Raw genomic sequence first — 16585 nt, forward strand, 5'->3', positions numbered from 1 at the left:
GGATTCACTCGGCGCCCGGTGCCTGCTCTCCGAGGAACGGGCGCAGCTCGAGCCATTCGTGGATCGGCTCGCCGCCCTTGCCGGGGGCGGCGGAGAGCTCACCGGCCAGCTCGAGCGCCCGCTCGTAGCTGTCGACGTCGATGACCATCCCCCCGGCGACGAGGTCCTTGGTCTCGGCGAAGGGCCCGTCGGTCACCGGCGGCTTCCCCTCCCCGCCATATCGGACGAAGGTTCCCTCCGGAGCCAGCGCCCCGGAGCCCACGTACTCGCCGGTCTCCCGCAGCCGGTCGGCGAAAGCGTCCATGTACTGCACGTGGGCGTCGACCTCGTCGGGGCTCCACTGGTCCATGGGCACGTCGTTCACGGCGGCCGGTGCCCCGCGGTAGTGCTTGAGCATCAGGTACTTGGCCATGGTGGATGTCCTCTCGGGTGTGCGGCCCATTGTGGCCGCGTTCACCCGGGGGACGGAACCGATGGCCGGTTCTCGACATCTACTCCAGCGGGTTCTCCTGCGGCGGCAGCGCCTCCACGAGGGGGTGGTCCTTGTGGATCACGCCCATCTTGGCCGCGCCGCCGGGGGAGCCGAGATCGTCGAAGAACTCGACGTTGGCCTTGTAGTAGTCGGCCCACTGGTCCGGCGTGTCATCCTCGTAGAAGATCGCCTCCACGGGGCAGACGGGTTCGCAGGCGCCGCAGTCGACGCACTCGTCAGGCTGGATGTAGAGCATCCGGTCGCCCTCATAGATGCAGTCCACGGGGCATTCGTCCACGCAGGCGCGGTCCTTCACGTCCACACAGGGCAGTGCAATCACATAGGTCACGCTGAGCGTCCTTCCCGATCGAAGCTTCCCGCACCGTAAGATCTCAAGTGCACTTGAGGTCAAGCGGGGGAGACGCGCGTGGACACACGGGGACACGATCCGACACACCACGAGACGACCCGGCTGACACGGAACGAGGAGGTGCCCGTGGACGCGCACGAACCCGACGAGCTGCTGACCATCGGCGAGATGAGCCGTCGCACCGGGGTCGCCGTCTCCGCCCTGCGCTACTACGAGGATCTCGGCCTCATCGCCTCGGTGCGCACAGCCGGGAACCAGCGTCGCTATGCGCGCCACATGCTGCGCCGGGTCTCGCTGATCACCGTCGCCAAACGTCTGGGGATGCCGCTGTCCGAGGTGCACGAGGCCTTCGGTGACGTCCCCATGGAGCGCACGCCCTCGCACGCCGACTGGCAGCGCGCCTCCCGCCGGTGGAAGAGCCAACTCGAGGAGCGCCGGCGCGGCCTCGAGCGCCTCGAGCACGAGCTGACCGGCTGCATCGGCTGCGGATGCCTCTCGCTGCGGGCCTGTGCGCTGCTGAATCCGGATGACGCCCTCGCCGCGACCGGCTCCGGCCCGCGACGGCTCGATGACATCCCGGAGAGCTGAGCGCCGGGCCGACGTGAGACGCCTTGACCTCAAGCCCGCTCGAGGTTCTAAGGTCGAGGCATCCCTCATCGAAAGGACTGATCATGGCGGAATACACGCTTCCGGATCTCGATTACGACTACGGGGCTCTCGCGCCGTCCATCTCGGGGCAGATCATGGAGCTGCACCACTCCAAGCACCACGCGACCTACGTCAAGGGCGCGAACACGGCGCTGGAGCGTCTGGCGGCGGCCCGGGAGTCGGGTGACTTCACCTCGGTCAACCAGTTCTCCAAGGACCTCGCGTTCAACCTCGGTGGCCACACGAACCACTCGATCTTCTGGAAGAACCTCTCCCCGGAAGGTGGCGACAAGCCCACCGGTGAGCTGGCCTCCGCGATCGATGAGTACTTCGGCTCCTTCGATGCGTTCCGCTCGCACTTCACCGCGGCGGCGCTGGGTATCCAGGGCTCGGGCTGGGCCGTGCTGGCCTACGAGCCGGCCGGTGGCAATCTGGTGATCGAGCAGTTCTACGATCAGCAGAACGGGGTGCCGGTGGCGACGATCCCGCTGTTCCAGCTGGATATGTGGGAGCACGCCTTCTACCTCGACTACCAGAACGTCAAGGCGGACTACGTCAAGGCGATCTGGGACATCGTGAACTGGGCCGATGTGGCCAAGCGGTTCGAGAACGCCCGCTCCAATGCCTCCGGTCTGGTCGTCCCCCAAGCCTGATCGCACGTGTCGATCCTGACGGATCGACACACCATCGCCGGCGGCCGGTCCCCACAACGGGGGCCGGCCGCTCTGTGTGTCCGGGTGCCTCTCGCTGCCTCGCCTCCCGCTCCTTCCGTGGTCGGGTGTCGGTGCCTGCATCCACGCCGACGCGGACCGCCTGACCGACGCCTGCCCGGACCGCGTACCGTGCCGTGGTTGAACACCCGGAGCAGGCGAGGAGAGGACGGACGTGACCACGGATCTGACGAGGAATCTCGGCGTAGCGGGCATCGTGCTGATGGTGGTCGCGGCGGCGGCCCCCGTGACGGTGGTGGTCGCGAACTTCCCGATCATCCTGCTCGAGTCCGGCTCGGTGGGGGCTCCGCTGCTGATCCTCGCGGCCACAGTCATCCTGCTGCTGTTCGCGGCGGGGTTCACGTGGATGACTCCGTACGTGCCGGACGCCGGGGCGTTCTACGCCTACGTCGACCGTGGGCTGGGTCACCGGGCCGGCCTCGGGACCGCCGCCCTCGCCCTGCTGTCCTATGCCCTCCTGACCGTCTCGATGACGTGCTACCTCGGCGTGCAGGCCGGGAATCTGGTCGAGGCCTGGAGCGGCGCCGAGCTGCCGTGGTGGCTGGTCTCGGCGGTGATGATCCTCGTCGTGGCGCTGCTGGGGTACCGGCAGATCGACCTGTCGGCCAAGGTCCTCGGCGTGGTCCTGGTGCTCGAGATCCTCACCGTGGTCGCGATCGACGTCGGTGTGCTGATCTCCGGCGGGGGAGTCAGTGCGGCACCGTTCGCGCCGGCGGAAGCGCTGAGCGGCGCACCGGGGCTGGGTCTGCTCTTCGCCTTCCTCGGGTTCTTCGGGTTCGAGGCCACTGCGGTGTTCCGGCAGGAGGCCAAGGATCCGCTGCGCACCGTGCCGCGGGCGACGTACATCGCCGTGATCCTCATCGGGGTGCTGTACACCGTGTCGGCCTGGCTGGTGATCTCCGGGCTCGGCGCCGGTCACGCGGTGGAGGCTGCCACCGCGAATCCCGACGGCGTGATCGTGGCACTGGCCGGCGACGTGGTGGCCCCGATCGTCGGCCATATCGTCCAGGCCCTGGTCGTCACCAGCATGTTCGCCTGCATGCTCGCATTCCACAACATCGTCGCCCGATACCTGTTCACGCTGGGCCGGCGCGGAGTGCTGCCCACGGCCCTCGGCCAGGCACATGCCCGCCACCGGGCACCGTCCAGGGCCTCGCTCTGGGTGAGCATCGTGACCGCAGCGATCGTGGTCGTCTCGGCGCTCGCGCAGCTCGATCCCGTCGTCGAGATCTACACGTGGTATTCGGGGGCCGGTGCGGTCGGAGTCATCCTGATGATGGCCCTGACCAGCATCGCCGTGGTCCGCTTCGCACTGGGACGCCGAGGGGAGGGGGTGCCGGCCGCGATGCTCGCGGCGACGATCCTGGGCGGGCTCGGACTGCTCGCGGTGCTGGCCATCTCCCTGGTGAACTTCCCCCTGCTGGTCGGCGGGATCAGCGCCGCGATCACCTGGGGCGCGATCCTCGCGCTCGTGTTCGTCGCCGGGTTCCTCGCGCCCACCCTCTGGCGGGGCCCGACGGACGCTGGCACACTGAAGCCATGAGCGTGCTGGTCGCCTACGCGACCCACTCCGGAGCCACCCTGACCCTGGCCGAGACCGTCGCGGCCACCCTCACCGAGCGCGAGATCCCCTCGGACCTGGTCGACGTCACGCGTGACCCGGACCCGGGAGCCTACGACGCGGTGGTGCTGGGCGCGCCCGTGCGGGCCGAGTCGATCGACAAGCCCGCGGTGAGCTGGGTCCAGAAGCATCGCGCCAGCGTGCTGGAGCGTCCGTTCGCGTTCTTCTCCTGCTCCGGCTCCGCCTCGGACCCCGCCAAGGGCGGCCGGCAGAAGGCCACCGATGCGTTCCTGGACCGGATCGACTTCTCCCCGGTCGCCGTGCGGAACTTCCCGGGCTGGGTGCTCATGGACAGGCTCCCGGTCCACGAGCGGCTGCTGCTGACGTCCATGCGCACGCCCACCGGGGATTTCCGCGACCTGCCGGCGGTCGCCGAGTGGACACGGGAGATCGCCCCGCTGCTCAGACGCGGGAGCTGACCCGGTCCAGGAACCTCCGGTGGAAGCGGGTCTCGCCCGTGGACTCCGGGTGGAAGGCCATCGCCAGCAGGTTCCCCTGCTCGGCGGCGACCACGCGGCCGTCGGGCAGGGCTGCCAGTGCCGTCGCCGATGAGCCGACCTCCTCGATGACGGGCGCGCGGATGAAGGCCGCCCGCACCGTCGGCGGCTCGAAGATCGCCACGTCGAGATCCGCCTCGAAGGACTCCACCTGGCCACCGAAGGCGTTGCGCCGCACGGTCGCGTCGATCCCGCCGAAGGTCTCCTGACCGGCTATCCCGTCGGCGAGACGATCAGCCAGCAGGATCAGACCGGCGCACGTGCCCAGCACCGGCAGCCCCGCCGCGATCGCCTCGCGCAGCGGCGCCTGCAGGCCGAAGGATCGCGAGAGCTTGTCGATCACGGTCGACTCGCCGCCGGGCAGCACCAGGCCGTCGACCGCGGCGAGCTCCGAGGCCCGGCGCACCAGGGTCACTTCGGCGCCGAGCTGCGTGAGGACCTGCGCATGCTCGCGGACGTCGCCCTGCAGGGACAGGACGCCGACGCGCGGTGCTGATCCAGCCGACCCGCTCACCAGCCGCGGTCGGCCAGACGGTGCGGGGCGGGCACATCGGCCACGTTCAGCCCCACCATTGCATCGCCCAGCCCGCGCGAGACGTCGGCGATCACGGAGGCATCGTCGTGGAAGGTGGTGGCCTTGACGATGGCGGCGGCCCGCTCGGCGGGGTTGCCGGACTTGAAGATGCCCGAGCCGACGAAGACCCCGTCGGCCCCGAGCTGCATCATCATCGCGGCGTCGGCCGGGGTGGCGACGCCGCCGGCGGTGAACATCACCACCGGCAGGGTGCCGGTCTCGGCGACCTCGGCCACCAGGTCGTAGGGGGCCTGCAGCTCCTTGGCGGCGACGTACAGCTCGTCCTTGGACTTCGAGCGCAGTGCGCTGATCTCCGCGGTGATGGTGCGGATGTGCTTGGTGGCCTCGGAGACGTCCCCGGTGCCGGCCTCGCCCTTGGAGCGGATCATCGCGGCGCCCTCGGTGATGCGGCGCAGCGCCTCGCCCAGGTTGGTCGCCCCGCACACGAACGGCACGGTGAAGGCGTGCTTGTCGATGTGGTTGACGTAGTCGGCGGGGGAGAGGACCTCGGACTCGTCCACGTAGTCCACCCCCAGCTGCTGGAGGACCTGCGCCTCGACGAAGTGGCCGATGCGGGCCTTGGCCATGACCGGGATCGAGACGGTCTCGATGATCTGGTCGATGAGGTCGGGGTCGCTCATCCGGGCCACGCCGCCCCGGGCGCGGATGTCCGCGGGGACGCGTTCGAGGGCCATCACGGCGACCGCGCCGGCATCCTCGGCGATCTTCGCCTGCTCGGCCGTGACGACGTCCATGATGACGCCGCCCTTGAGCATCTCGGCCAGCCCGCGCTTGACGCGCCCTGTGCCCGTTGTGGTCATGGTGCACTCCTTCGTTTGATCTAGGCCAAAAGCTAGCACGGCGTATGCCGAAGTGGGAGAGGGTGCGGGTCGTACACTCGGATCGTGCCCACACCTGCATCGACGTCGATCACCGGCGCCACCGCCGCCGAGATCGCCGACAGCGTGCGCGCCCTGATCGACCGCGGCGAACTCACCCCCGGCGATGCCCTGCCCCCGGTGCGCTCCCTGGCCGAGCAGCTCGGGGTCAACCGCAACACGGCCGTGGCCGCCTATCGCCGCCTCGCCCGCTCCGGGGCGGTGGTCGCGCAGGGCCGGGCCGGCACCCGCGTGGCCGGCAGCAGCGCCGTCCCGCAGGAGGGCTACGCCGACGCCGGAGCCCTGCGCGACCTCGGCACCGGCAACCCGGCCCCGGAACTCATCCCGGAGCTCGTCCCCGCCCTGCAGGCTGCCGGCGGCCGGCCGGTGCTCTACGGCGAACCGGTGATCGACCCGGAGCTCGAGTCGTGGGCGCGGCGGTGGATGGCGCCCGATGTTCCCTCCGAGGGTGGGGACTTCCGCCTCACGCTGACCAGCGGCGCGGTCGACGCCGTCGAGCGGCTGCTGGCCCAGGCCCTGATGCGCGATGACGCGGTCGCGCTGGAGGATCCATGCTTCCTGGCCAGCATCCACACCGTGCGCGTGAACGGCTACCGCGCCGTGCCGGTCCCGGTCGATGCAGAGGGCATGACGGCCGACGGTCTCCGGGCGGCCCTCGAGCAGGGGGTGCGGGCCGTGGTGTGCACCCCGCGCGCCCAGAACCCGACGGGGGCCTCGCTCAGCGAGACGCGTGCCCGCCAGCTGCGCGAGGTGCTCGCAGACCACCCGTACGTGCTGGTCATCGAGGACGACTACTACTCGATGCTCTCGCGGTCCCCGTTCCGCTCGATCATCGGGCCGGAGCACCGGCGCTGGGCACTGGTGCGCTCGGTCTCGAAGTTCGTCGGCCCGGACATGTGCCTGGCGTTGACCGCGACGGATCCGCAGACGGCTGAGCGGCTGGCGATGCGGCTCAGCCCCGGCACGACGTGGGTCTCGCACCTGCTGCAGCGCATCACCCACGCCGTGCTGCGCGATGACGGCTCCCGTGCGCTGATCGAGCGGGCCGGCCAGCACTATGCCGAGCGCAATGCCGATTTCCGGGCGCGGCTGAAGGGCCACGGCCTATCTGTCGAGCCCGGCGACGGGATCAGCCTGTGGGTCCCCGTCGGGGCGCCGGCGCGGGCCGTGGCCGAGCGGCTCATGCGACGGGGATGGCTGGTGCGCACGGGCGACGAATTCCGCCTGGGTCAGGCGGCCGCCCCCTCGCGGCATCTGCGCGTCACCGTGCACGAGCTCGAGGAGCAGGAGGCGGACTCCCTGGCCGCCGACATCGCGGCCGCGGTGCGCGAGACGGGTTAACATGCCGTGACCCCGGCCACACAACAAAGGTGCTGTCGACCATGAGGCTCGAGCCTGCCATCCGTCTCCGCTTGTCGCTGATGATGTTCCTGGAGTTCTTCGTCTGGGGGAGCTGGTTCGTCACGCTCGGCACCTACCTCGGCACCGAGCTGGGCTCCTCCGGCGGCCAGATCTCCCTGGCGACCATGACCCAGAGCCTCGGCGCGATCATCGCCCCGTTCCTGGTGGGGCTCATCGCGGACCGGTTCTTCGCCGCCCAGCGCATCCTCGGCGTGCTGCACCTGTTCAGCGCGGTCATGCTCGTCCTCGCCGGGCGGCAGGACGACTTCAACGGCTTCTTCCTCTTCGCTCTGCTGGCGATGGTGTCGTTCATGCCGACCCTCGCCCTGGTCAACTCGATCTCGTTCCGACGCATGACCAAGCCCGATCAGCAGTTCCCCGCCGTGCGCGTGTTCGGCACGATCGGCTGGATCATCGCGGGCCTGGCCATCGGCTGGATGGGCTGGGAGGGCTCGGGGAGCCTCGAGAACACCTTCTACATGGCGGCGATCGGCTCGGCCGTGCTCGGCCTCTACGCGTTCACGCTGCCGCACACCCCGCCGGAGCCGAACCAGGGCAAGGCGACCGTCCGGGACGTGCTCGGGCTGGACGCCCTGGCTCTGCTGCGGACCCGCTCCTATCTGGTCTTCTTCGTCTCCTCGGTGCTGATCTGCATCCCGCTGGGCTTCTACTACACCTTCACCAACCTCTACCTCAACGAGATCGGGGTGCCCCGGGCCGCCGCGTACCAATCCCTGGGCCAGTTCTCCGAAGCCCTGTTCCTGCTGGCCATGCCGTTCATGCTGAAGCGTCTCGGCATCAAGTGGACCCTGCTGATCGGCATGCTCGCCTGGGCGCTGCGGTACGTGCTGTTCGGCTTCGGCGACGCCGGATCGCTGCTGTGGATGGTGATCATCGGCCTCGTCCTGCACGGCATCTGCTACGACTTCTTCTTCGTCGCCGGGCAGATCTACACCGACCGCTTCGCCCCCGCTCGCGTGCGCAGCGCCGCCCAGGGGCTGATCTCGCTGGCCACCTACGGGGTGGGCCTGCTGATCGGCACGCTCATCTCCGGCGTGATCGTGGACGCCTTCCTCGCGGCCGACGGCACGCACGACTGGCGGGCGATCTGGCTGGTCCCGGCAGGCCTCGCGGTGCTGGTCGCGATCTTCTTCGCCACGTTCTTCACGGACGAGGAAACGGCCGACGAGGCCGACGACGAGGCCGAGCCCGCTGCCGCCGGCTGAGCGCCGGGCAGGGCAGAGAAGCCGGCTCAGGCCCCGCGCCGCGCCCGGATCCGGATCATGACCCAGCTGATCGGGGGCAGGAGCGCGGAGAGGTCCTCGTCCGCGGGCACGGCCCCGTCCTCGTCCCCCACCCCGCCGAAGGGCCGCGGGATCACGCGATCGGGATCATCGGCCGTGTTCACCGCGTACGGGTCCTCCTCGTGCACGATCACGGCCTCGGCCACCTCGAACGATTCCCGGAACGCATCCAGCGGCACCGTCAGCTCGAGCGACTCCTCGAGCGAGCGGTTGACCGCGAACACGACCAGTTCGCCGCTCTCCTCGTCCCACGTGCACACGGCATCGAGCACGGAGCTCGCCCCGAAGCGTCGGTTCTCGTAGGCCGGGGAGTCGAGGGCGGTGCGCAGCACCTGCCCGCGCGCGTGCCGGGAGGTCAGGGCGAAGGGATGGAAGATGCTCTGGCGCCAGGCGCGTCCGCCCGGTTCGGTGCGGATCGGCCCCAGCACGTTGACCAGCTGGGCCTGCGAGGCGGAGGCGACGCGGTCGGTGTGCCGCAGCAGGCTGATCAGCAGGTTGCCCACCACCACGGCGTCCTGCGCCGTGTACGTCGATTCCGCGAACCGCGGCGCCACGGGCCAGTCGTCGCCACTGGGTTCGGCGCCCGGGTCGCCGTGGCCGTTGCTGGTCACGTTCCACTCGTCGAAGCTGATCATGATGCGCTTGCCGTGCCGGCCCAGCGCCCGCACGTGGTCGCAGGTGGCGACGACGGCGTCGATGTAGGCGTCCATGTCCTCGGCCGCCGCCAGGTAGGAGGCCTGGTCGCCGTCCTCCTCGCGGTAGTAGACGTGCGCCGAGAGCATGTCGATCGCGTCGTAGCCCGCCTCCAGCACCGCCTGCTCCCACGCACCGAACGTCGGCATCGAGGAGTGGGAGGAGCCGCAGGCCACGAGCTCGAGGTCCGGGTCCTCGCGGCGCATCGCCCGTGCCGTCTCGGCCGCGATCCGCCCGTAGACGTCGGCCGGCTTGTGCCCGAGCTGCCACGGGCCGTCCATCTCGTTGCCCAGGCACCACATCCGGATGCCGTACGGCTCCGGGTGCCCGTGGGCCGCGCGCTGATCGGACAGGGCGCTGCCGACGGGGGCGTTGGCGTACTCGAGCACGTCGAGGGCCTCCTGCGGCCCGCGGGTGCCGAGGTTGACCGCGTACATCGGCTCGACGCCCGCCTTCGCGGCCCAGGTCATGAACTCGTCCAGGCCGAAGGTGTTGGGCTCCATCGAATGCCAGGCCCGCTCGTGGCGCCACGGTCGCTGCTCGACGGGGCCCACCCCGTCCTCCCAGCGGTAGCCGGAGACGAAGTTCCCGCCGGGGTAGCGCACCGAGCTCACGCCGAGCTCGCGGGTGAGCTCGAGGACGTCGGTGCGCAGGCCGTCGGCGTCGGCCGAGGGATGGTCGGGCTCGACGATGCCCGTGTAGACGCACCGCGCCATGTGTTCGACGAAGCTGCCGAAGGTGCGGCGGCGCACGGGGCCGACGTCGTGGGCAGGATGGAGGTGGACGGTGGCGTGCAGGGTCATCGAGGAGTCCTCCGCCCGCGGCGGTCGGGAGGGGCGCGAGCCGGTGCCCCCGAGGCTAGCCCATGGGCACTTCTCCTCAGGGATGGCGCGAGCCGACGTTCTGAAATAGGCTTTCATATATCCGTCCTCGGGCCCGCCCGCTCCGGCAGGAAAGGTTGACCATGACCTCCACGTCCCCGCCCGCCGCGCCACTGCGCGTCGGCGTCATCGGTACGGGCGGGATCTCCCGCGCCCACGCCCCCGGCTGGATCGAGGCCGGCGCCGAGCTGCACTGCTACAGCCTGCAGGGGGCCCCGGCCTTCGCCGAGGAGTTCGGCGCGAGGGTCCACGAGAGCCTGGAGTCGATCCTCGCGGCCGTCGATGCCGTGGACATCTGCACGCCCACCCCGGACCACGGCGAGATCGTCCACCGCGCGCTGGACGCCGGCAAGGACGTGGTCTGCGAGAAGCCGCTGACCCTCACCCCGGAGGACGCCCGCTCGGTCCTCGAGCACGCCGAGCGTGTCGGCCGCCTGCTGCTGCCCGCCCACGTCGTGCGGTTCTTCCCGCAGTACGCCGCCGCCAAGGCCGCGATCGACACCGGCGCCGTCGGCCGTCTCGCCGTGCTGCGCTTCGAGCGCACCGGATCCTTCCCGACCCAGCCCTGGTTCGGCGACGAGTCCCGCTCCGGGGGGATCGTCATGGACCAGATGATCCACGACATCGACCAGGCCATCTGGATGGCCGGCCCCGTGGGCACCGTCTACGCGCGGCAGTCGACGGCGACGGAGACCGACACCGTGCGCACCGCCCACGTGATTCTGACCCACACCTCCGGGGCGATCAGTCACTGCCGCGGCCTGTGGGGCCCACCGGGGACGCAGTTCCGCTACACCTTCGACCTGGCCGGGGACGTGAGCAAGCTCCAGTACGACTCCGCGGGCGATTCCCCGGTCATCTTCGACGAGGTCGCCTCTGCGCGCCAGAGGAGCGGTGACGGATACCTCCCCGATGTGGCGGCAGGGCCGAGCCCCTACGTCGAGGAGATCCTCGAGTTCGCCGCCGCGATCCGCGACGGCGGCCCCTCCCGGGTCTCCGCGGCCGACGGCGCCTACGCCGTCGAGGTCTCCTCCGCCGCCCTCGAATCCCTGCGCACCGGAGGGAGCGTCACATGCTGACCGCCACCACCCCGCTGAAGATCGCGCTGATGAGCTGCGCGCACACCCACGCCGTCTCCTACGCGAGCCGGCTCGAGGCACTGCCCGAGGTGGATCTCGTGGTCGCCGATCCGGACGACTACGGCGACGTGCCCGCCCAGCACATCGTCCACTCGTACGCCGCGGCCTGGGAGGCCTGGCCCGAGGGGCCCGACGCCATCGTCGTCACCAGCGCCAACGCGCACCACAAGGACCTGGTGCTGGAAGCCGCGCGCCGAGGCGTGCACGTGCTGTGCGAGAAGCCGCTGGCCACGAACGTCGCCGACGCCGAGGCCATGGTCGCCGCCTGCCGCGAGGCCGGCGTGGTGCTGATGACCGCCTTCCCCGTCCACTTCGCCCCCGCCGTCCAGTCGCTGCGCACCGCGATCAGCGAGGGGGCGCTCGGGGAGGTCATCGGCATCACCGGCACCAACAACGGGATGCTGCCCGATTCGCGCGCATGGTTCACCGACGTCGAGCTCGCCGGCGGCGGCGCCATGGTCGACCACACCGTGCACATCGCCGAGATCCTCGACTCCGTCTTCGGCCCGCCCGCCACCGTGCACGCCGTCGCCAACCGGATCCTGTACGCCGATCGTGCGGGGGAGGGCGCCGAGACCGGCGGACTGGTCACGCTCACCTACGCCAGCGGACTGGTCGCGACCATCGACTGCTCCTGGTCGCAGCCGCCGGACGCCCCCACCTGGGGCGGGCTGCGCGTGCAGGCCGTCGGCACCGGCGGGCAGCTCCAGGTCGACGCCTTCGCCCAGCATGTCGGCGGGCACGGCCAGTGGCTGCCCTACGGCAGCGACCCCGACGCGCTGCTGCTGACGGCATTCCTCGACGCCGTCCGCGCAGGAGAGGCCGTCGAGCCCTCGGGCGACGTGGGGCTGCGGACCGTGAAGGTCGTCGCCGCTGCCCAGGAATCGGTGCGGACGGGGCAGCCGGTGGCGCTGGAGGGCTAGACAGGACTGGACCGGGCTGGATCCGACTCAGGCGGGCCCGTCGAAGGTCTCCTGCGGGTATTTCTCCTCGTAGGCGACCACCAGGTCCAGCCAGTCGCTGCGCGCCTGATCCTCGTCGTCGTGGTGGCCCATCCGCCACAGCAGGTCGTGGACGGTCCGCTCGGCGGCCGGATCCAGCCGCAGCACGACGGAGGCGGCGGCGAGGTCCGCCCCCTCGTGCAGTGGCCTGACCAGGTGCCGGTCGCGCTCGCAGGCGCGCGTGTACGGCGCCAGCCACTGCTCGACCCGATCGCGATGCTCGCGACGGCGCCGGGCGCTCACCAGTCCCGTCAGCAGGCCGATCTCGGGCCGAGAATCCGGGTCGACCTCCGCGTTCGCCCGTGCGATCCGGCCCAGGGCGTCGCGGGCGACGCCGGGATCCAGGCCCGGCGCATGAACCCAGACCGGATGGGACGTCGCGGGCAGCAGGGACGCCCAGGACCACTCGGCCACGAGCCGTCGGATCTGCTCGTCCTCCCAGTCACCAGTGGCATCGGGGCTGTGCTCGGGCGACTGGGTCATGGCACCTTCCTGCGGCGCGGTCCGTCCGCCCTCGCGACCTGGGTATCCTATGGGAAAACGGATCGCCGTAGCGCAAGGGTGTGCTGGTCCTGCCTCCCCCTCGGCGCACGAAGGGACTGACGACATGGCCATCAGACGACAGGTGCTGCGCGACGAGGTCGAGGAGCTGATGCTGCAGCGTCTGCTCGAATCGCGCTGGGCCCCCGGTTCCCGGCTCAGCATCGACGGTCTCGCCCGTGACCTCGACGTCTCTCCGACCCCGGTGCGCGAGGCGATGGTCTCCCTCGAGCGATCGGGCCTGGTCGAGTACGTCGCGCTGCGCGGCTACGTGGTGGCACCGATGCTGGATACGGAGCAGATCACGGAGTTGCTCGAGGCCCGCAAGACCATCGAGCTGGCGGTCCTGGACCGCGCCTTCGAGGACTGGGACGCGCTGGTGGCCGATCTCGAGGCGGCGCAGGCCCGCCACGCCGAGGTGATGGCCCGCATCGATGCGGCCGACGAGGTCGACTACGAACTGGTGCGCGAGCACTTCCAGGCCGACTGGGGCTTCCACCAGACCCTCTACAAGCATGCGAACAACCGGTACCTGGCCCACATGTTCGAGAGCCTGCGCACGCACACCCACCGCATGCGTCAGACCTGGGAGGGCGGGCCCATGCAGCTCGATGCCCGGGAGGCGTACGAGGAGCACGGCGAGATCCTCGAGAAGGTCCGGCGCCATCACCACGATGCGGCGCTGAAGGCCCTGGCCGATCATCTCGACGCAGTGCTGACCCGGTCGGTCGAGATGGATACGGAAGCGGCGGCGCAGGTCAGCGGCCGGTGAGGGGGTCGGTCCGCTGATCGGGGAGGCGGTGCCGCAGAAATTCGGAGTGGACGTCGAGGTTCCGGGTGAGGCGATCGATGACGTCGCTCTCGAGGCGATCGACCTCCCGGTCGAGTGCCGCCAGCTGCTCGTCGATGCTGCGCACGTTCGCGGCCGCCTGCTGCCTGGCCTCGTCCGTGGGGCTCGCGAGGAAGCTGGCGGTGTCCTCCAGCGCCTGCACGAGGTCGGGGACGTAGCGAGAGGCCATCCCCTCCAGCATCATCACGTCCTCGTCCGAGGCGCGGCGCGACTGCAGCGAGGGTGAGCCCGCCAGGGCATCGATCCTCTGCAGGAGCGCCTCGGCGCGCTTGAGCACCGGTTTGACGAGGGGACCGGGCCGCCTCCGCCGCATCCGGGCGAGGCGGCGACGCTCCCGCTTCGTGGACCTCACCATGCGCTCGAGCACCGGGCGGGTGCCGACGGGCATCTCCGCGCGGCCGGCGCTGAGACGCACCGGTGCCGGGCCCCGGTTCCGCAGCAGGATGCCCAGACCGCCGCCGACGACGACCCCGACCCCCGCGCCCGCCAGCAGCGGGGCGAGGAGCCCGGCACCGCCGATCAGGGAGCTGACGCCGAGCACCAGGAAGCTGCCGATCCCGAAGACGCCACCGAGGACACTGGGCACCCAGACGGTCAGCCAGCGGCCGCGCCGACGCGGCACGGTGATCGATGTCGACGGCGGCGGGTGGACCTTTCCCACGAGCGGGCCCTGTGACATAGGGGGTCGGAAGGGGAGGTGGCCCCTTCTGGTCGGCTGAGCACGTGCCGATCGGCCCTGGTCGCTCATGGTCACCCGCAGAGTCTCGTGGGATGAAGCTGAGGGCCACCACGATATCGCGGGCGCCTGAGCGGAGTCAGACCGCGGCGTGCGCCTCCGCGATGCGCAGCAGCTCGAGGTAGCCCTCGAGCTCCCACGCGGTGCGGCCGACGAACAGGCCGGTGACGTGCTCGATGCCGAGCAGATCGGCGGCGTTGTCGAGGTTGACGGAGCCGCCGTAGAGCAGCCCGGTGACCTTCCCGCCGTAGGCCTCCCCGAGCGCGGCGAAGGGCTCGATGAGCTCCCGGACCGTGGCCGGGCGGCCCTTCTCGCCGATCGCCCAGATCGGCTCATAGGCGATGACCACGCGCGAGAGCTCGTCGGCATCCAGACCGTCCAGCGCCCCGGCGGCCTGCTCCAGGATGAACTCCGCGGAGCCCCCGGCATCCTTCACCTCGAGGCTCTCGCCGATGCACAACAGGGGAGTGAGGCCGTGACGGAGCGCCGCGGCGACCTTCCAGCGGGTGGTCTCGACGCTCTCGCCGAAGTGCTCACGGCGTTCGGAGTGACCGATCTCGACGAGCTGGGCCCCGGCGTCCTTCGCCTGCGGGACCGAGACCTCACCGGTCCAGGCGCCAGCATCCTCCCAGTGGGCGTTCTGCACGCCCAGCAGCACTGGGGAGTCCTCGCCGAGGATCTCGCGCACCGTGGTGGTCGCGGTGAACGAGGGGATAACGAAGGGCTGCACGCCGGCCGGGGCGCCTCCGGCCAGGTGCTCGCGCAATCCTTCGGCCCAGGCGCGGGCCTCGGCGAGGGTCTTGGTCATCTTCCAGCTGGTGCCGATCCACAGGGTCACGAAGGGTCTCCTCGGGTGTTCGATGGGTTGTTCGCGGGCCGGGCAGGCCACGTGCCACCCCCTCCGACGGGCCGTTATGAACGCGCCATTCCGGCCCGTCGGAGGGGGAGGGTGCGCGTTCGGGGCGGGGTGGCAGGGGTGGCCTCGGTGGCCGTCCGGTCAGCGGGTCTCGTCTTCGATCGAGAGCAGGTCGCTGGCCGATTCGAGGTTCATCTCCTCGGCCGGCTCCTGCTGCATGCGCCGCAGGTACGGCTGGGCGCGCTCGACCTGGTGCTCGAGGGCGTTCACGGTGGTCAGCATGGACTCGTTGGCCTTGGTGCGGAACGCATCCAGGCCGTCCATGGTGGTGAAGAGGTTGTCGAAGGCCCGCTCGAGGGTCTCGGGGGAGACGCCCGAGGTCGCCGCCTGCTCCTGGATGCGCACGGTGTTCTTCGCGAGCATCTCGGAGGTGCGGTCGATCAGGTCGTCGGTGGTGCGGTTGACCGCGTCGATCTGGTCCAGCACGATCTTCTGGTTCTCCAGCGCCTGGGCCGTGATCACGGCGGTGCGCAGCGCGGTGACGGTGGTGGTCCGGGCGCGATCGACCCCCTGGACGAGCTTGGTGTTGTTGTCCTCGATCAATCCCATCGCCATGTAGGCCTGGACGGTCACGGCGATCTGCGTGGCCATGTCCTGCCGGCGCTGGCGCACGGCGAACAGCACGTCGCGCTCCAGAGCGTCGGCCACCTCGGTCCTGCCCTCGGCGCGGGACCGCTCGGCGCGGCGCACCACCTGCTCGTCCAGGAGGCCCAGCAGGTGGGAGGCCTTCTGGAGGGCGCCGAGGTCCTCCCACAGGGACCGGCGCTCGACGGTGAGCTCCGCGTTGTCGCGCTGGAGCATCTCCTGGCCGCGACCCAGTGCCTGGAGCACCTCGTCGAGCTGCTTCTGGTTGGACTCGAAGCGCCGGAAATAGCGCTTGGCGCTTCCCATCCCCGGCAGGAAGGACAGTGCCTTCGAGGCGAAGGTGTCCTCCTGCGGGGCGAGGTCCTCCATGGTGGTGCGCAGGTCCACGAGGGACTTGGAGACGGACTGCTGGGCGTCGCCGCTGTCGCGGGCGTCGCGCAGGGACTGCTCCATGAAGCGCGAGGAGGTGGTGCTGGTGCGCTCGAAGGTGCGGCGGGCCACCGAGCCGATGGCCGCGACCTCCGCGGTGAACTCCTGGGAGTGCGGGTTGAGCGAGGTGACGGTGTCGAGCCAGGAATTCGCCTTGGCCTCCAGCTCCTGCTGCTGCTCGGCAGGGAGGTCGGGCAGGAGGGAGACGGCCTTGTCCTCGCTGACCTCCTCCACGGGCTCGGAGGGGACGATCTCCTCGGCGGGTTCCGGCGGTTCGAGCTTGTCCATGGGGTCTCCT

The 16585-nt window shown here is 70.5% G+C and carries 18 protein-coding genes; 9 read left to right on the plus strand and 9 right to left on the minus strand.

The window, feature by feature from the left end; translation table 11 throughout:
* Positions 1-4: 4 nt before the first annotated feature.
* Together ACFQS2_RS01170 and fdxA are read right to left on the minus strand one after the other, a co-directional pair.
* Positions 5-412 (minus strand): YciI family protein, encoded by a 408-nt coding sequence (locus ACFQS2_RS01170; RefSeq protein ID WP_377018059.1) that lies wholly within the window; start codon positions 410-412, stop codon positions 5-7.
* A 79-nt stretch (positions 413-491) separates the two neighbouring features.
* Positions 492-821, minus strand: coding sequence for a ferredoxin (fdxA, locus tag ACFQS2_RS01175; RefSeq protein WP_377018060.1), 330 nt, complete (start codon positions 819-821; stop codon positions 492-494).
* Positions 822-968: 147 nt separating this feature from the next.
* Here fdxA and soxR point away from each other — a divergent pair, with 147 nt between their 5' ends.
* The 4 genes from soxR (at position 969) to ACFQS2_RS01195 (ending at position 4261) form a co-directional block, all read left to right on the plus strand.
* Positions 969-1430: a redox-sensitive transcriptional activator SoxR gene (gene soxR / locus ACFQS2_RS01180; RefSeq protein ID WP_377018061.1), complete on the plus strand. Its 462-nt coding sequence runs from the start codon at positions 969-971 to the stop codon at positions 1428-1430.
* Positions 1431-1513: 83 nt separating this feature from the next.
* On the plus strand, positions 1514-2143 hold the full coding sequence (locus ACFQS2_RS01185) for a superoxide dismutase (RefSeq protein ID WP_377792421.1): 630 nt from the start codon (positions 1514-1516) through the stop codon (positions 2141-2143).
* 232 nt (positions 2144-2375) lie between these two features.
* Positions 2376-3764: an APC family permease gene (locus ACFQS2_RS01190; RefSeq protein WP_377018062.1), complete on the plus strand. Its 1389-nt coding sequence runs from the start codon at positions 2376-2378 to the stop codon at positions 3762-3764.
* Positions 3761-4261 (plus strand): flavodoxin domain-containing protein, encoded by a 501-nt coding sequence (locus tag ACFQS2_RS01195; RefSeq protein ID WP_377018063.1) that lies wholly within the window; start codon positions 3761-3763, stop codon positions 4259-4261. The genes ACFQS2_RS01190 and ACFQS2_RS01195 overlap by 4 nt, the downstream gene beginning before the upstream one ends.
* On the opposite strand, the gene pdxT is transcribed toward ACFQS2_RS01195, so the two are convergent.
* The gene (pdxT, locus tag ACFQS2_RS01200) at positions 4245-4853 is read right to left on the minus strand and encodes a pyridoxal 5'-phosphate synthase glutaminase subunit PdxT (RefSeq protein WP_377792422.1); all 609 of its coding nucleotides are present in this window, start codon (positions 4851-4853) and stop codon (positions 4245-4247) included. The two genes, ACFQS2_RS01195 and pdxT, sit on opposite strands and share 17 nt — an antisense overlap.
* Positions 4850-5734, minus strand: coding sequence for a pyridoxal 5'-phosphate synthase lyase subunit PdxS (gene pdxS, locus ACFQS2_RS01205; protein ID WP_377792423.1), 885 nt, complete (start codon positions 5732-5734; stop codon positions 4850-4852). The genes pdxT and pdxS overlap by 4 nt, the downstream gene beginning before the upstream one ends.
* A gap of 84 nt (positions 5735-5818) precedes the next feature.
* Here pdxS and ACFQS2_RS01210 point away from each other — a divergent pair, with 84 nt between their 5' ends.
* Together ACFQS2_RS01210 and ACFQS2_RS01215 are read left to right on the plus strand one after the other, a co-directional pair.
* Positions 5819-7153 carry an aminotransferase class I/II-fold pyridoxal phosphate-dependent enzyme gene (locus ACFQS2_RS01210; RefSeq protein WP_377018066.1) on the plus strand — a complete coding sequence of 445 codons (1335 nt, stop codon included), beginning with the start codon at positions 5819-5821 and terminating at the stop codon, positions 7151-7153.
* 41 nt (positions 7154-7194) lie between these two features.
* Positions 7195-8439 (plus strand): nucleoside permease, encoded by a 1245-nt coding sequence (locus ACFQS2_RS01215; RefSeq protein ID WP_377018067.1) that lies wholly within the window; start codon positions 7195-7197, stop codon positions 8437-8439.
* A 26-nt stretch (positions 8440-8465) separates the two neighbouring features.
* On the opposite strand, the gene ACFQS2_RS01220 is transcribed toward ACFQS2_RS01215, so the two are convergent.
* Positions 8466-10013 (minus strand): alpha-N-arabinofuranosidase, encoded by a 1548-nt coding sequence (locus ACFQS2_RS01220; protein WP_377018068.1) that lies wholly within the window; start codon positions 10011-10013, stop codon positions 8466-8468.
* Positions 10014-10174: 161 nt separating this feature from the next.
* Between ACFQS2_RS01220 and ACFQS2_RS01225 the strand changes: the two genes are divergently transcribed.
* Together ACFQS2_RS01225 and ACFQS2_RS01230 are read left to right on the plus strand one after the other, a co-directional pair.
* Entirely contained in the window at positions 10175-11170 is a 996-nt protein-coding gene (locus ACFQS2_RS01225; RefSeq protein WP_377018069.1) for a Gfo/Idh/MocA family protein, read from the plus strand.
* A complete protein-coding gene (locus ACFQS2_RS01230; protein ID WP_377018070.1) occupies positions 11164-12153 on the plus strand; it encodes a Gfo/Idh/MocA family protein in 990 nt (329 codons plus the stop codon). Before ACFQS2_RS01225 ends, ACFQS2_RS01230 begins: the two co-directional genes overlap by 7 nt.
* 27 nt (positions 12154-12180) lie before the next feature.
* Here the strand turns inward: ACFQS2_RS01230 and ACFQS2_RS01235 are convergent, their stop codons facing one another.
* Positions 12181-12714 (minus strand): hypothetical protein, encoded by a 534-nt coding sequence (locus ACFQS2_RS01235; protein WP_377792424.1) that lies wholly within the window; start codon positions 12712-12714, stop codon positions 12181-12183.
* 124 nt (positions 12715-12838) lie between these two features.
* Between ACFQS2_RS01235 and ACFQS2_RS01240 the strand changes: the two genes are divergently transcribed.
* On the plus strand, positions 12839-13543 hold the full coding sequence (locus ACFQS2_RS01240) for a GntR family transcriptional regulator (protein WP_377018072.1): 705 nt from the start codon (positions 12839-12841) through the stop codon (positions 13541-13543).
* Here ACFQS2_RS01240 and ACFQS2_RS01245 read toward each other — a convergent pair.
* From ACFQS2_RS01245 to ACFQS2_RS01255, 3 genes are all read right to left on the minus strand, one after another.
* The gene (locus ACFQS2_RS01245; protein ID WP_377792425.1) at positions 13530-14300 is read right to left on the minus strand and encodes a hypothetical protein; all 771 of its coding nucleotides are present in this window, start codon (positions 14298-14300) and stop codon (positions 13530-13532) included. The two genes, ACFQS2_RS01240 and ACFQS2_RS01245, sit on opposite strands and share 14 nt — an antisense overlap.
* A gap of 136 nt (positions 14301-14436) precedes the next feature.
* A complete protein-coding gene (locus ACFQS2_RS01250) occupies positions 14437-15195 on the minus strand; it encodes a triose-phosphate isomerase (protein ID WP_377792426.1) in 759 nt (252 codons plus the stop codon).
* A 159-nt stretch (positions 15196-15354) separates the two neighbouring features.
* Complete coding sequence (locus ACFQS2_RS01255; protein ID WP_377018081.1) at positions 15355-16575, minus strand: toxic anion resistance protein; 1221 nt, start codon at positions 16573-16575, stop codon at positions 15355-15357.
* Positions 16576-16585 lie beyond the last annotated feature (10 nt).

It is taken from the genome of Brachybacterium sp. GCM10030267 (assembly GCF_042666875.1).
In the GTDB taxonomy this organism is placed as follows: domain Bacteria; phylum Actinomycetota; class Actinomycetes; order Actinomycetales; family Dermabacteraceae; genus Brachybacterium.

Bases quoted from the DNA above. Each gene is read 5' to 3' on its own strand.
- ACFQS2_RS01220 (WP_377018068.1), bottom strand. From the start codon at position 10,013: ATGACCCTGCACGCCACCGTCCACCTCCATCCTGCCCACGACGTCGGC.
- ACFQS2_RS01225 (WP_377018069.1), top strand. From the start codon at position 10,175: ATGACCTCCACGTCCCCGCCCGCCGCGCCACTGCGCGTCGGCGTCATC.
- ACFQS2_RS01170 (WP_377018059.1), bottom strand. From the start codon at position 412: ATGGCCAAGTACCTGATGCTCAAGCACTACCGCGGGGCACCGGCCGCC.
- ACFQS2_RS01235 (WP_377792424.1), bottom strand. From the start codon at position 12,714: ATGACCCAGTCGCCCGAGCACAGCCCCGATGCCACTGGTGACTGGGAG.
- pdxS (WP_377792423.1), bottom strand. From the start codon at position 5,734: ATGACCACAACGGGCACAGGGCGCGTCAAGCGCGGGCTGGCCGAGATG.
- ACFQS2_RS01195 (WP_377018063.1), top strand. From the start codon at position 3,761: ATGAGCGTGCTGGTCGCCTACGCGACCCACTCCGGAGCCACCCTGACC.
- ACFQS2_RS01245 (WP_377792425.1), bottom strand. From the start codon at position 14,300: ATGTCACAGGGCCCGCTCGTGGGAAAGGTCCACCCGCCGCCGTCGACA.
- ACFQS2_RS01185 (WP_377792421.1), top strand. From the start codon at position 1,514: ATGGCGGAATACACGCTTCCGGATCTCGATTACGACTACGGGGCTCTC.
- ACFQS2_RS01255 (WP_377018081.1), bottom strand. From the start codon at position 16,575: ATGGACAAGCTCGAACCGCCGGAACCCGCCGAGGAGATCGTCCCCTCC.
- ACFQS2_RS01240 (WP_377018072.1), top strand. From the start codon at position 12,839: ATGGCCATCAGACGACAGGTGCTGCGCGACGAGGTCGAGGAGCTGATG.
- ACFQS2_RS01215 (WP_377018067.1), top strand. From the start codon at position 7,195: ATGAGGCTCGAGCCTGCCATCCGTCTCCGCTTGTCGCTGATGATGTTC.
- ACFQS2_RS01230 (WP_377018070.1), top strand. From the start codon at position 11,164: ATGCTGACCGCCACCACCCCGCTGAAGATCGCGCTGATGAGCTGCGCG.